Annotated in this window: 9 protein-coding genes; 3 read left to right on the forward strand and 6 right to left on the reverse strand. The window is 73.2% G+C overall.

All coding sequences use genetic code 11. The features are described 5' to 3' along the window. Window positions 1-259: 259 nt before the first annotated feature. A complete protein-coding gene (fxsT, locus tag Q3Y56_RS23960; RefSeq protein ID WP_304463898.1) occupies window positions 260-3,742 on the forward strand; it encodes an FxSxx-COOH system tetratricopeptide repeat protein in 3,483 nt (1,160 codons plus the stop codon). Window positions 3,743-3,832: 90 nt separating this feature from the next. On the opposite strand, the gene Q3Y56_RS23965 is transcribed toward fxsT, so the two are convergent. The 4 genes from Q3Y56_RS23965 to Q3Y56_RS23980 form a co-directional block, all read right to left on the reverse strand. Continuing rightward, a complete protein-coding gene (locus tag Q3Y56_RS23965) occupies window positions 3,833-7,633 on the reverse strand; it encodes a multifunctional oxoglutarate decarboxylase/oxoglutarate dehydrogenase thiamine pyrophosphate-binding subunit/dihydrolipoyllysine-residue succinyltransferase subunit (protein WP_304463899.1) in 3,801 nt (1,266 codons plus the stop codon). A 237-nt stretch (window positions 7,634-7,870) separates the two neighbouring features. Continuing rightward, window positions 7,871-8,983 (reverse strand): ATP-binding protein, encoded by a 1,113-nt coding sequence (locus Q3Y56_RS23970; protein ID WP_304463900.1) that lies wholly within the window; start codon window positions 8,981-8,983, stop codon window positions 7,871-7,873. A gap of 22 nt (window positions 8,984-9,005) precedes the next feature. Then, complete coding sequence (locus Q3Y56_RS23975; protein ID WP_304463901.1) at window positions 9,006-9,746, reverse strand: response regulator transcription factor; 741 nt, start codon at window positions 9,744-9,746, stop codon at window positions 9,006-9,008. Between the two features lie 101 nt (window positions 9,747-9,847). Next, complete coding sequence (locus Q3Y56_RS23980; protein WP_304463902.1) at window positions 9,848-10,573, reverse strand: spermidine synthase; 726 nt, start codon at window positions 10,571-10,573, stop codon at window positions 9,848-9,850. Between the two features lie 142 nt (window positions 10,574-10,715). Between Q3Y56_RS23980 and Q3Y56_RS23985 the strand changes: the two genes are divergently transcribed. Then, window positions 10,716-11,684, forward strand: a complete 969-nt coding sequence (locus Q3Y56_RS23985) for a rhomboid-like protein (protein WP_304463903.1) — start codon at window positions 10,716-10,718, stop codon at window positions 11,682-11,684. 16 nt (window positions 11,685-11,700) lie between these two features. Here Q3Y56_RS23985 and Q3Y56_RS23990 read toward each other — a convergent pair whose 3' ends face one another. Together Q3Y56_RS23990 and Q3Y56_RS23995 are read right to left on the reverse strand one after the other, a co-directional pair. Beyond that, the gene (locus Q3Y56_RS23990; protein WP_304463904.1) at window positions 11,701-12,399 is read right to left on the reverse strand and encodes a hypothetical protein; all 699 of its coding nucleotides are present in this window, start codon (window positions 12,397-12,399) and stop codon (window positions 11,701-11,703) included. After that, the gene (locus Q3Y56_RS23995) at window positions 12,396-13,283 is read right to left on the reverse strand and encodes an NAD(P)-dependent oxidoreductase (protein WP_304463905.1); all 888 of its coding nucleotides are present in this window, start codon (window positions 13,281-13,283) and stop codon (window positions 12,396-12,398) included. Before Q3Y56_RS23995 ends, Q3Y56_RS23990 begins: the two co-directional genes overlap by 4 nt. Window positions 13,284-13,573: 290 nt before the next feature. On the opposite strand from Q3Y56_RS23995, the gene Q3Y56_RS24000 reads away from it, so the two are divergent. Then, entirely contained in the window at window positions 13,574-14,542 is a 969-nt protein-coding gene (locus tag Q3Y56_RS24000) for a GlxA family transcriptional regulator (RefSeq protein WP_304465767.1), read from the forward strand. The last annotated feature ends 21 nt before the right edge of the window (window positions 14,543-14,563 follow it).

Genomic DNA, 14,563 nt, shown 5'->3' on the forward strand with positions numbered 1-14,563 from the left:
CTGATCAGCCGAGCCGGTTGAGCAGCCAGCCCAGGACGGCGCGGACGGCGCCGGAGACGGCAGCGGCGGCGAGGACGAGCAGCGGAGCGGGGCGGCTGTTCCGGCGTGTCAAGGTCGGCTCCTTTTCGGGGGACGAGTTCGTGAGACGGGGCCCGGACGCCGACGCGCCGGGATACGTTCACGATGTGCGGAGCGGAGGGTGTTGCGGCAGCCCGCACACGTTGCGGACGGCCACAACAGCGGAGGGGTACGGGCGCCGATGGGGGACGAGGTCGTGAGCGGCGAACTGGTGCCGGACCCGCGCGAGAACCGGCGGGTGGGGGACCTCAAACCCATCCCCGGGCAGGTGGGGCCGGAGTGCCGGGCGCTCGCGCTGAGCCTGCGCGAGCTGTTCGGCGCGGTCGGCGTCTCGCTGCGCGTCTACGCCACGCGCACACACCACGACCCGGGCACGGTGTCGCGGTACCTCAACGGCACGGTGGTGGCCCCGGCGACCTTCGTCGAGCAGCTGTTCGTCGACGCGGGCAAGGCGACGGGGCGCCCGGTGGCCGCCGAGGTGCTGGCCCATGTGCACCGCCTGCAACGCACCGCGTTGCAGGCCACCAACAGCGTCGGCTACGAGCTCCAGATGCTCCGCGACCAGCTCGCGGACGCCGACCGGGAGCGCCAGCGCGCGGAGACGGTGGCCGAGGCGCTGACCGAGGCGTTGCAGGACCGCAAGGCCCGGATCGCCGAGATGGAGGTGGACCAGCGGCGGCTGGCGGCGTCCGTCTCGATCGAGCGGGCCGAGTACGACGCCGAGCTGGCCCGGCGCGGGGCGGAGGAGCAGCGGTTACGCGGCGAACGGGACCGGCTGCGGGCGGAAGTGGCCCGCCTGCAGCAGGAGTTGGACCAGGCGCGGCGCCAGGCCGTGGCGGCGGAGCAGCGCTGCGAGGCGCTGGAGCACCAGCTGCAGACGGCGGAGGAGGCGGCGGAGCCCGGCGACCTGGCGCAGGAGCCGTACGCGGAGCTGCTGGACCGCTCGGAGGAGCTCCGGTTGGCGGCCGAGCGCCGTGCGCGGGAGCTGCAGGAGGAGTTGGAGGCGCTACGGGCGGAGCGGGCACGGGCCGCCGAGCGGGACCGGGTGCTGGTGGAGCTTTCGCGCCGCACCATGGCCGCGGCGCAGCTCGAAAGCTCCGCCGCCGGGGACGGCATCGGCGAAACCGAGCACAGCCCGGTCGTCCGGTTCCTGGGTCCGGACGCGCCCGAATTCACCGTGGTGCACGCCGCCGCGGACGCCCCCTGGGCCGAATGGATCGCCCACCGGCTGGAGGCGCACGGGCAGCAGGCCGTGCTCCGGCGCTGGTACCCGACGTCCTTCGCCTCCGCCCAGGACCTGCTGCCCAGCACGGATGGCCTGACCATCCTGCTGCTCAGCGACCCGTTCTTCGACCTCGGGACCCGGGCCGGGATCGACTGGTCGACGGTGATCTCCACGATCAGGGGTACCTACGCGCTCCGGGTCCGGGCCTGCGAGGTGGCCGGCACCACGCACCAGGCGGCGACCGCGCTCGCTCCCCTCGGCCTCGGGAGGCTGTCCGGCGAGGCCGCCACCGAGCGTGCGCTGCTGCGCCACCTGGGGCTGCCCGTCGCCCCGGGCCGGGTGCCGGGCAGCCCGGGCGGGGCCCGCTACCCGCTCGACCCGCCCGCCGTCTGGGAGGGTGTGCCGCACCGCGATCCCCACTTCAGCGGCCGGGAGGAACTGCTCACACAGCTCCGGCAGCGGTTCGGCCGGGAAAGCGGCACGGCCTCCGTATGCGCCCTGGTGGGCATGCCGGGCATCGGCAAGTCGCAGCTGGCGGCGGAGTACGCGCACCGGTTCGCCGCCCACTACGACCTGGTGTGGTGGGTGGCGGCGGACACCCGGGCCCGGGTGCGGGAAGAGCTGGCCCGGCTCGGCCTCGTCCTGGGCCGCGACGTCGGCGGCGCGTTGGAGGACCGCATCAGCGCGGCGTCCGACGCCCTTCGTGAAGGCCGTCCATACCGCCGTTGGCTGATCGTCCTGGACGGCGCCGACGACTTCACGTCGCTGGCGGACCTGCTCCCCGCGGGCACGGGAGACGTCCTGGTCACCTCGCAGAGCCGCGCCTGGGTCTCGCGCCATGACGTCGTGGACGTGCCGCTGTTCACCCGCGCGGAGAGCACCGCGTATCTCCACCGCTTCGTACGGCGCGTGGGCGCGGACGGGGCCGACGCGCTGGCGGAGGCGCTCGGCGACCTGCCGCTGCTGCTGGGCCGGGCCGCCCGCCATCTCGATGTCACCGCCCTCCCGGTGACCGACTACGTCGCCCGGTTCAGCGGTACGGAGGGGACGGGGACCCCGGCGGACACCGGGCAGATCTTCGCCCCGGCCCTGAACCGGCTCGCCGAGCGGTCCCCCCGAGCCCATGAACTTCTCTGCCTGTGTGCCATGTTCCACGACGGCACCGCCCCGCTGGACGTCCTGCGGCCCATATTCCGCGGAGTGGACTGCGACGTGCTGGTGCGCAGCGTGGTGCAGATGTCGCTGCTCTCCCGCGACACCACGCGGGAGGGCGTGCCGATCGCACGGATGCACCCCGCCCTCCGGGCAGCCGTACGGCAGCGCATCCCGGCCGAGGACCGCGAAGGGCTCACGGGCCGGATCCGCGCCGCCTTGCGGGACACCGCACCCGGCGACCACATGGAGCCCGAGTACTGGCCGTGGTACGCGGCGGTCATCCCGCAGCTGGAGGCCACGGGCGCGCTGAACCCGGCCCACAAGCCGGCCGCGGACCTGGTGCTCGAATGCCTCTCGCACCTGCACTTCCGGGGCCGGGTGCGCGAGGGACTGCGGCTGGCCGAACGGGCCGACCGGATGTGGCGATCCGAGCTCGGCGAACTCGGCAGTCCTCACCCGAAGCTCGCCGCCTTCGTCGGGCGCCACACGGCACTGCTCAGAGCTGCCGGGGAGTTCGAGCGCGCGGAACAACTGGACCGCGCGGAATTGGAGCGGCAGCGGCTGGTCCACGGTGCGGGCGCGGAAGATCTTCGCGTGATGGGGCAGCTCTCCAACGACCTGCAAGGGCTGGGCCGGTACACGGAGGCGCTCGAACTGTCCCTGGCACGGTACGAGGGCCGCCGCGAGCTGTTCGGCGAACACCATCCGGCCACCCTCAACGCCAGGCTGGGGCTGGCCGACTCCCTGCGTCTGCTCGGCCGCCACAAGGAAGCGCGGCGGCACAGCCGCGCCTGCGCCGCCGCCTTCCGGGCCCGCTCCGACCTGGGGCACCGGGTCCTGCGGCTCCTCGCCGAGCAGCGGCTGTCCCTGGACCTGCGGCTCAAGGGGGACTACACCCAGGCCCTGGACACGCAGACGCCGGTCGCGGAGGCGCTCCGCGCCTGGCTGGGGCCGGACAACCCGTACACGTTGGCAGCCGAGCACGAACTCGCGCTCTGCGAGCTGCGCTGCGATCGCGTGACCGCCGGCCTCGACCGGCTCCGGGCAGCGCACAAAGGAGCGGAGAAACTGCTGGGCCGCCACGCACCGCTCACCCTCATGGCCCTGGCCAACCGGGCGGCGGCGGAGAAGACGTACGTGGATCGGCAGGGCGCGGAACGACTGACCTTGCGGGCGGTGGACGGCTACCGCGCCGCCCTCGGGGCGGGCCACCCGTACACGGTCGGGGTGACCGCGAACCACGAGACCCCCCTGCGCCCCACCTTCGAGGCGCTGCCCTTCTGAGCACCCCGCCCCGGAAGACGCCGGAAGGCCCGGCCCCGCGCGATGCGGGGCCGGGCCTTCCGTACGCCGTATGCCGTGGCGTCAGCGGACTCAGATCTCGAAGACCTCGTTGACCAGCGCCTGCTGCTCCACCTGGTGCCGCTTGTTCGAGCCGACCGCCGGAGACGACGAGTGCGGACGCGAGACCCGCACCAGGCGCTCCGCCGGCGGCAGGTCGGCGCCCACCGACAGGTCCAGGTGGTCGATCAGGTTGAGCGCGATGAACGGCCAGGCACCCTGGTTCGCCGGCTCCTCCTGGGCCCACACGAACTTCGCCGCGTTCGGGTACTTGGCGATCTCGGCCTGGAGCTCCGCACCCGGCAGCGGGTACAGCCGCTCGAGGCGGATGATCGCGGTGTCCGTGGCGCCGCGCTTCTCGCGCTCCGCCTCCAGGTCGTAGTAGACCTTGCCGGAGGTGAAGACGATCTTGCGGACCGTCGAGGCGTCGACCTTGTCGTCACCGATGACCGGCCGGAACCCGCCCGTGGTGAACTCCTCCGCCTTCGACGCCGCGGCCTTGAGCCGGAGCATCGACTTCGGGGTGAAGACGATCAGCGGCTTGTGGTGCGGGTTGTGGACCTGCCAGCGCAGCAGGTGGAAGTAGTTCGACGGCAGGGTCGGCATGGCGACCGTCATGTTGTCCTGCGCGCACAGCTGGAGGAAGCGCTCCGGGCGGGCGGACGAGTGGTCCGGGCCCTGGCCCTCGTAGCCGTGGGGGAGGAGCAGCGTCACACCGCTGGTCTGGCCCCACTTCTGCTCGGCCGAGGAGATGAACTCGTCCACGACGGTCTGCGCGCCGTTGACGAAGTCACCGAACTGGGCCTCCCACATCACCAGCGCGTCCGGGCGGGCCAGCGAGTAGCCGTACTCGAAGCCCATCGCCGCGTACTCGCTGAGCAGCGAGTCGTAGACGTTGTAGCGGGCCTGGTCCTCGGACAGGTACAGCAGCGGGGTGTAGTCCTCGCCGGTCTCGCGGTCCACCAGCACCGCGTGGCGCTGGCCGAAGGTGCCGCGGCGGGAGTCCTGGCCGGCCAGGCGGACCGGGGTGCCCTCCATCAGCAGCGAGCCGATGGCGAGGGTCTCGCCCATGCCCCAGTCGATGGTGCCGTCCTCGACCATGGCCGCGCGGCGCTGCAGCTGCGGCAGCAGACGCGGGTGGACGGTGACCCGCTCCGGGATGTTGACCTGCGACTCGGCGATCCGCTTGACGACCTCCTGGCTGACCGCGGTCTGCACGGCCACCGGGAACTCCGGCTCGGGCTCGGGGACGTGCGCCGGGGCCGGCTGCGAGGTGACCTCGCGGACCTCGGTGAAGACCTTCTCCAGCTGGCCCTGGAAGTCCTGCAGCGCCTGCTCGGCCTCCTCCAGCGTGATGTCGCCCCGGCCGATCAGCGACTCGGTGTACAGCTTGCGCACCGAGCGCTTCTTGTCGATCAGGTCGTACATCAGCGGCTGCGTGAAGCCCGGGTTGTCGGTCTCGTTGTGGCCGCGGCGCCGGTAGCAGATCAGGTCGATGACCACGTCCTTGTTGAACGCCTGGCGGAACTCGAAGGCCAGGCGGGCAACGCGGACGACCGCCTCCGGGTCGTCGCCGTTCACGTGGAAGATCGGCGCCTCGATCATGCGCGCCACGTCGGTGGCGTACATCGAGGAGCGGGACGCGGTCGGGGCGGCGGTGAAGCCGACCTGGTTGTTGATGACGATGTGCACGGTGCCGCCGGTGCGGTAGCCGCGCAGCTGCGACATGTTCAGCGTCTCCGCGACGACGCCCTGGCCCGCGAAGGCCGCGTCGCCGTGCAGGGCGATGGGCAGGACGGTGAAGTCCGTGCCCGCCTTGCCGATGATGTCCTGCTTGGCGCGGGCGACGCCCTCCAGGACCGGGTCGACCGCCTCCAGGTGGGAGGGGTTGGCGGTCAGCGAGACCTGGATCTGCTCGCCGTCCAGGCCGGTGAAGGTGCCCTGGGCGCCCAGGTGGTACTTCACGTCGCCGGAGCCGTGCATCGACTTCGGGTCGAGGTTGCCCTCGAACTCCCGGAAGATCTGCGCGTACGACTTGCCGACGATGTTCGCCAGGACGTTGAGGCGGCCGCGGTGGGCCATGCCGATGACGACCTCGTCCAGACGGGACTCGGCGGCCGCGTCGATCACCGCGTCCAGCAGCGGGATGACGGACTCGCCGCCCTCCAGCGAGAAGCGCTTCTGGCCGACGTACTTCGTCTGCAGGAAGGTCTCGAACGCCTCCGCGGAGTTCAGCCGGCGCAGGATGCGCAGCTGCTCCTCGCGCTCCGGGCTGGCGTGCTGCCGCTCCACGCGGTCCTGGATCCACTTGCGCTGCTTCGGGTCCTGGATGTGCATGAACTCGATGCCGGTGGTGCGGCAGTACGAGTCGCGCAGCACGCCCAGGATGTCGCGCAGCTTCATCATCGACTTGCCCGCGAAGCCGCCGACGGCGAACTCGCGCTCCAGGTCCCACAGGGTGAGGCCGTGCTCGACGATGTCCAGGTCGGGGTGCTTGCGCTGGCGGTACTCCAGCGGGTCGGTGTCGGCCATGACGTGGCCGCGGACCCGGTAGGAGTGGATCAGGTCGAAGACGCGGGCGGCCTTGGTGACGTCGTCGTCGTGGCTGACGTCGATGTCCCGGAGCCAGCGGACCGGCTCGTACGGGATGCGCAGCGCCTCGAAGATGTCGTCGTAGAAGCCGTCCTCGCCGAGGAGCAGGTTGGAGACGATCCGCAGGAACTCGCCGGACGCCGCGCCCTGGATGGTGCGGTGGTCGTAGGTCGAGGTCAGCGTCATGACCTTGGAGACGCCCAGCTTGTTCAGGGTGTCCTGGGAGGTGCCCTGGAACTCGGCCGGGTACTCCATCGCGCCGACGCCCATGATCACGGACTGGCCGGGCATCAGGCGGGGCACGGAGTGCACGGTGCCGATGCCGCCCGGGTTGGTCAGCGAGACCGTGACCCCGGTGAAGTCGTCCATCGTGAGCTTGTTGGCGCGGGCGCGGCGGACGATGTCCTCGTACGCCTGCCAGAACTCGAAGAAGTTGAGCGTCTCGGCCTTCTTGATGGCCGCGACCACGAGCTGCCGGTCGCCGTTGGGCTTGACCAGGTCGATGGCCAGGCCCAGGTTGACGTGCGGCGGCTTGACCAGCGTCGGCTTGCCGTCCTTCTCCGCGAAGGACCAGTTCATCGACGGCATCGCCTTGATCGCCCGCACCATGGCGTAGCCGATGAGGTGGGTGAAGGAGACCTTCCCGCCCCGGGCGCGCTTGAGGTGGTTGTTGATGACGATGCGGTTGTCGAAGAGCAGCTTCACCGGGACCGCGCGGACGGACGTGGCCGTCGGCAGCTCCAGCGAGGCGTTCATGTTCTTCGCGACGGCCGCGGACGGACCACGCAGCGTGACGAACTCCGGGCCCGCGGGGGCGGTGGCCGGCTCGGCCGCCTTGGCGGCGGCAGGCGCGGCGGCCGCGACCGGCTTGGCGGCGGCCGGGGCCTGCGCGGCGGGCTTCGCCGGTGCGGCGGGCGCCTGCGCGGCGGGGGCGGCCGGGGCGGCGGCGGGTGCCGGCGCAGCGGGCTTCGCCGGGGCGGCCGGTGCCTGCGCGGCGGGCGCCGCGGGCGTGCCGGTCACGGCCTGCGGGGGCGCGGCCACCGCAGAGCTCGTGTCCTGGCCCGGCTTGTAGTCGGCGAAGAAGTCCCACCAGGCTCGGTCGACCGAGTTCGGGTCCTGGAGGTACTGCTGGTAGATCTCGTCGACGAGCCACTCATTGGGACCGAAGGCGTCGGCAGGGCTCTTGCCTTGCCCGTCCTGGTCGGTCGAGACGCTCGAGGTGTTGGGGGACTGTGGCGACACGGCGGCAACCGCCCTCTTCCGCTTCCTAAGGTGGTGGACAGCGGGAATAAAGGCTACGCCTCTTAGCCCCTTACGTGCAGGCCGCACAGGTCATCGTCGCGCAAGTCACATTGATCGGCGGGTTTCGGCGCATGACATGGCGGGAAACACCCGTGGTTCGGCCTGTCGGCGGGTACGTCGAGACGCGCCCACACCGCTGCGATGTGTGCTTCCGTCGTCGACCCTACGTCAACCGCGTCAAACCTGGTCCCGATCGGTACCCGGAAGGATGACCTTGATCCGGCAGCCGCGGGGTGATTCGGCCACCCCGATGCGCCCGCCGTGCAGGTCGACCGCCCAGCGGGCGATCGCCAGACCCAGCCCCGTACCGCCGTCGCCGCCGGGCCCGGTCGGCTTCGGCCCGCCCCGGTTGAACCGCTCGAAGACCCGGTAGCGCTCGGCCTCCGGGATGCCGGGTCCCTCGTCCAGCACCTCCAGCTCCAGGCTCTGCGGGCCGTCGCCGCGCCGGGCGCGGACGGTGACCCGGCCGTGGAGCGGGCTGTGCTTGACCGCGTTGTCGATCAGGTTGGCGACCACCTGGTGCAGCCGCTCGGCGTCGGCGTGGGCGGTCAGGTCGGAGGGGAAGACGTCGAGGTTGAGGTGGACGTCCTTGCGGGAGTGGGTGCCCGAACGGGAGTCGGAGGTGGCGCTGCGAGCCATGCTCGCCTCCTTGAGGATCCCGGCCAGGTACGGCCACACCTCGAAGCGCCGGGCGTGCAGCGGCACCACCCCGTTGTCCAGCCGGGACAGGTCCAGCAGCTGCTCGACCAGCCGGCCCAGCCGCTGGGTCTGGCGCAGCGCGACCCGCATCGTCTCCGGGTCGGCGTCCGAGACCCCGTCGACCACGTTCTCCAGGACGGCCCGCAGCGCCGCGATCGGGGTGCGCAGCTCGTGCGAGACGTTGGCGACCAGCTCCTTGCGGTGGGTGTCCACCGCCTCCAGGTCGGCCGCCATCCGGTTGAAGGAGGCGGCCAGGTCGCCGAACTCGTCGCGGCGCTCGGCCGCCCGCACCCGGCGGCTGTAGTCGCCCTCGGCCATCGCCTGGGTGACCTCGGTCATCTCGTCCAGCGGGGCGGACAGCCCGTGCGCGACGAACTGGGTGATCAGCAGCGAGGCGATGATCGAGAAGATGGTGATGATGCGCAGCTCGGTGTCGGAGCGCACCGCCACGAACACCAGCAGCGTGGTGATGATCACCGACCCGATGACCAGCGCGCCGAGCGCGGCCTTCACCGAACGGTACGGGTCGAGCGGCCGCAGCGCCTCCCACAGGCGGCTCCAGGCCGCCCGTCCCAGGACGGGTCGTCTCATGGCGCGGGGCACGGCATCCGCCTCATGCGGCCGGGGTCTCCAGGGCGTAGCCGACCCCGTGGACCGTGCGGATGCGCTCCGCGCCGATCTTGCGGCGCAGCGCCTTGATGTGGCTGTCGACGGTGCGGGTGCCCGAGGCGTCCGCCCAGTCCCACACCTCCGCGAGCAGCTGCTCGCGGGAGAGGACCGCGCGGGGGGTGTTCGCCAGGCACACCAGGAGGTCGAACTCGGTGGGGGTGAGGTGCACGTCGCTGCCCCGGACCCGCACCCGGCGCTGCGCGTGGTCGATCTCCAGCTCGCCCAGCCGCAGGATGCCGCTGCGCGGCGTGTGGGCGGCCAGCGCGGCCCGCTCCACCCGGCGCAGCAGCACATGGACCCGGGCCGCCAGCTCGCGCATCGAGAACGGCTTGGTCATGTAGTCGTCGGCGCCCACCCCGAGCCCGACCAGCATGTCGGTCTCGTCGTCCCGCGCCGTGAGCATCAGCACCGGGACCGGCCGTCTCGCCTGCACCCGCCGGCACACCTCCAGGCCGTCGAAGCCCGGCAGCATCACGTCGAGGACCAGCAGGTCGGGCTGCCACGCCTCGGCGGTGTCCACGGCCGAGGGGCCGTCTCCGGCGGTCTGCACCTGGAAGCCCTCGGCGCGCAGCCGGGCCGCGATGGCGTCCACGATCGTCGGGTCGTCCTCGACGACCAGTACGCGGCGCTGCGCCCCCGGCGTGGCCGCGGCGGCGCTGCCCTGGGTGGTGTGTGTCTGCTCCATACGCCCGCCCCTGCGTCGTCCTGAACCCGCGGCCCCGTGCCTGGTCATGTGCCCGGCCGCCCTTACCGACAAGCAGCGTAAAGGCACCGTACGTAGCTCGGCTACGCGCCCCGAACCGCGAAGTGGACCACGTCGGGGACACCGCGGGCAACGGGGATCTCTTCGGTCCGTACGCCGCAGAATCCGGCATTCCGGAGAGCGTCCTCGAAAGCGGACGAGGGCTGCGCCGACCAGACGGCGAGCACGCCGCCGGGGGTCAGCCGGGCGGCGCAGGCGGCCAGGCCGGCGGGGGAGTACAGGCTGCCGTTGTCCTCGGTGACGGTCCAGTCGGGGCCGTTGTCGATGTCCAGGCACAGCGCGTCGTAGGCCTCGTGGGTCCCGTGCAGGTGGGCGACGAGGTCGGTGTGCGCGATCTCCGTACGCGGATCGGCCAGCGCCCGCGCGGTGACGGCCGACAGCGGCCCGGCGCGGTGCCAGTCGATGACCGCCTGCTCGCGCTCGACGACCGTGATCCGGCTCCAGCGGGGCTCGGCGGCCGCCTCGGCGAGGGAGAAGCCGACCCCCAGGCCGCCGATCAGCAGGGCGGGGGCGGGCCGGTCGGCGGGCAGCGCGTCGAGGGCGGCGCGGACCAGCAGCCGCTCGGAGCGGCCGTCGGAGGTGTCCATGAGAAAGCACCCGTTGGCGATGATCTCGTAGACCGGCGGGTCCGTGAGCGTGGGGCCCGCGCCGCGCCGCCGCAGCACCACCTCGCCGTACGGGCCGTCGCGGCGGTCGAGGACGACCGGCTGCTCGTCGGCGGCGATGGCGATGTCGTGCAGGGGCTGCATGCGGGGCTCCATCGGTCGGGCGTGACGGGCTTGGCGCCGGAACGGTTGCGTGATGTGATGACCATCACAGCGATCATGCGCCCGTCGCACAGGTTCATGGTCGATTGTTGTTCCTGTTCAGTGTGAGGGAGGTGGCCGCGCGATGACCGGAACGTGTACGGCGGGCAGGCCGGGCGGGGACGCTCCCACGACGGCCGCGGCGCCTGCCGCGGTGCCCGATTCGGCGCCCGCCCCTGCGCCTGCCCCGGCGGGACGGGCCGCGGCGGTCGCCAGCGGCTGCGGCGGACACGTCCGCGCCGCGGGCTGGTGTACGGCGGCCGGGGGCGCGTCCCTGATCGGGGCCGAGCCTGTGGTCGCACGCCCCGTCGCGGCAGCACCTGGAGCGGCGACGCCTCCCGTGGCCGCCGCCGCGGACGGCCTCACCGCCCCCGGCGCCAGCACGCCGCAGCTCGGCGCCCCGGCCCGGGCGCCGGGCGTGCGCTCCCGGCGCGCGCGGGCCCTGCGCGTGCCCGCGTGGGCCCGGGTGCCCTTCACCCTGGGCTACGCCCTCGTGCTGATCGCCACCAGCGTCTTCGCCGGCCTCGGCGACCCCGGCACCGTGGACACCCTGCTGGCCGAGTCCAGCACCGACGTCTCCCACCTCGCCGAGCGGCCGCTGCTCGTGCTGTTCGCCAGCTGCCTCTGGGTCGCGGGCGGGCTTCTGTCGCCTTACCTCGTGCTGTTCCTGCTGGTCATCGGCTCACTGGAGCGGCGTATCGGCGGGCTGCGCACGGCCGCGGTCTTCCTGCTCGGCCACGTCATGGCGACCATGCTCACGGAGGCGTCGGTCGCCGTCTCCGTCGCCGTCGGCCACCTCCCGGGCAGCTCGCTGCGCCGGATGGACTACGGCATCAGCTACGGCCTGCTCGCCGGCGTCGCCGTGCTTGCCGGCCTGCTGCGCCCCCGCTTCCGTCTGCCGCTGCTCGCCGTCACCGGAGGGATGCTCGCGTACGCCCTGGTGCGGGGCGACGACCCGCTCACCGACTGGGGCCACGTCCTCGCGGCGCTGACCGGCCTCGCCTGCTGGCCGTACGTACGCCAGGTCCGGCAGCGCCGCGCCGCGGGCCGCTGACCGCGGCGCGTGCCGGTCAGCCGGCCGTGGCCGGCCTCCGTACCTCGCCGTGCCACTGCCACGCCGTACGCCGGGGCAGGCCGGGCAGCGCGGTGCGGCCGGTGCACCACAGCAGGGCCTGCGCCGCGCCGTGCCGGACTGCCGCGGACGGGGCCTCGGGAAAGAGGCGGTGCAGCGCCGGCGCCACCAGTTCGTCCGGCGGGGTCCAGCCCAGCCCCAGGGTGCGGGCGATGTCGTACGTGTGCATGGTCAGCTCGACCACGCCCATCGCGGCGAAGCCCGGACCGTCGGAGTGGCCCCAGGGGTGCCAGGCCCGCACGTCCGGGGCCGCCTCGCGGACAGCCGAGGCCAGCACGGTCGCCGCGATGCGGATGCCCTCCAGGCAGGCCGGGATCGGCGCGTGCTCGTCGAGCGAGGCGAAGAGGGCGATGTAGCGGTCGGTGGGGCGGGCGATGAGCAGGCCCGCGTAGCCGACCACGCCGAGCGCCATGTGGTCGAGCGTCGTACGACAGCTCCAGTCCAGGTCGCCGGCGCCGGCCGGGCGGGACCAGGCCGCCGCGGCGCCCCGCTCCAGCACGGCGGTGCACTCGGCGGCCGTCGCGGTCACCAGGGCGGGCCAGTCCGTGGCCGTCGCGCTCGTCGTGGCCGTCGCGGTGCCCATGACCGTCGCGGTGGTCATGGCGGTCGCCGCGGTCATGGCGGTCGTGGCGGTCACTTGCTCCCCTTGGCGAGCACCCGGATGACGGCCGCGTAGCTGTCGGCGCCGTGGCCGGCGTCGATGGCCTGCTCGATCTGGCCCTTGAGCAGCCGCGGCAGCGCGGTGTCCAGGCCCGCCGCCTCGCTGGCGTGCACGAAGTGCTCGATGGCCGCGCGGTGCACCTCGAGGGTGGCGTCGTCGCCGGGGTAGCTGCCGGCGTCGACCTGCGGCGCGTAGGTGGTGATGAACCCGGCGACGGCGGTCAGCCAGCGCACCGCGACCGGCGTGAACGCCTCCGCCGCGACCTCGTCCGCGGCCAGCAGCCCCGCGCCCTGCACCCAGCCGCTGAGCGCCGACCACATCAGGCCGAGCAGGGCGGTGTCGTAGAGAGAGGACAGACCGGCGTCGGCGCCGAGGTACAACGGGTCGCCGAGCGCCGAGAGCGTCGCGCGGTGCGCGTCGAAGGCGGTGCGCGGGCCGCCGTAGAAGAACATCGACTCCGGCTTGCCCACCCCCGGCGGGGTGATCATGATCGCCCCGTCGAGGTACGCGGCGCCGAGCCCGGTCGCCCAGTCCGCCGTCTCGCGGGCCAGCTCGGGCGAGCCGGAGGTGAGGTTCACCAGGACCTTGCCGGCGAGGGCGTCGCCCAGCGGGTCGAGGATCTCGTGCATCGCCGCGTAGTCGAGCACACAGACGATCACCAGCTCGCCCGCGGCGACCGCCTCGGCGGCGTCGGCGGCCTGCCGGGCGCCCTGGGCGACCAGCGCGTCGGCACGGCCCGCCGAGCGGTTCCACACGGTGACCGAGTGGCCGCCGCGGAGCAGCGCCCCGGCGAGCGCCCGGCCCATCGAGCCCAGGCCGAGGACGGAGACGGTGGTGGGGCGTGCGGGGTGTGCGGTCATGGGGGGCCTTCCGGAATCGGATGCGAGAGGTGGTGGTAACGGCCTGTGCCGACCGGCTTGTTGATCAAGCACGCACCACGTTCGCACCGCTGCCGTCGCGCGGACAGTGGCGGATATGACGGCTCTCGCAAAATTCCTGCCAGTTGCGGCATAGCCTCGCGATCATGACTTCCGTGAGCTTCACCGGCCCCGCGAGCCGCGCTGCCGCCCCTGCGAGCCCCGCCGCCTCCGCCGCTCCTGCCGACCGCATGCGTCCCGTCACCCCGGGGAGCGGCCCCGGTTCGGTGGCGATCGCCGTGATCGACGACGCCGACATCCCGGTCTGGGACCTGTACGAGCTGAGCATCCCCTGCGCCGTCTTCGGCCGCCCGCAGCCGGAGCTGGCCGACCGCTGGTACGACCTGCGGCTGTGCGGGCTGCGGCCGGGCGCCGGTCCCCTCGGGCCGGGCTTCGGCGTCGGCATCCCGTACGGCCTGGACGAGCTGGCCCGCGCCGACACCGTGATCGTCACCTCGGTGCCGGAGGCGTGCGTCACCGAGGGCGCCGAGCTGCCGGCGGAGCTGATCGACGCGCTCCGCGCGGCGGCCGCCGCCGGGGCCCGCATGGTGTCGCTGTGCAACGGCTCCTTCGCGCTGGCCGCCGCCGGCATCCTGGACGGCCGCCGGGCCACCGCCCACTGGGCGCACACCGCGGACCTGGCCCGCCGCTACCCCAAGGTGCGGGTGGACGACTCGGTGCTGTACGTGGACGACGGGGACGTGCTGACCAGCGCCGGGATGGCAGCGGGGCTCGACCTGTGCCTGCACCTGGTCCGCCGCGACCTCGGCGCGCACGTCGCCAACCAACTCGCGCGGGCGATGGTGGTGCCGGCGCACCGGCCGGGCGGTCAGGCGCAGTTCATCGACCGCTCCGTGCCCGCCTCCGATGACGACGGCCTGGCCCCGGTCCTGCAGTGGGCCAGGGAACACCTCGCCGAGCCGCTCACCGTCGAGGACCTGGCCCGGCGCGCCGCGATGAGCCCGCGCACCTTCTTCCGCCGGGTCCAGGCGGCGACCGGCAGCACGCCCCTGCAGTGGCTGCTGCACCAGCGGCTGGCCCGCGCCCAGACCCTGCTGGAGACCACCGGCCTGCCGGTCGAGCGGGTCAGCGAGCTCAGCGGGCTCGGCACGGCCGCCAATCTCCGCCGCCACTTCACGCTGCACGTCGGCGTCACCCCGACCGACTACCGGCGCGCCTTCCCGCGGACCACCGCGGGCTGATCGCTCACAGCGAACACGCCC

The organism is Streptomyces sp. XD-27, assembly GCF_030553055.1.
Taxonomy (GTDB): domain Bacteria; phylum Actinomycetota; class Actinomycetes; order Streptomycetales; family Streptomycetaceae; genus Streptomyces.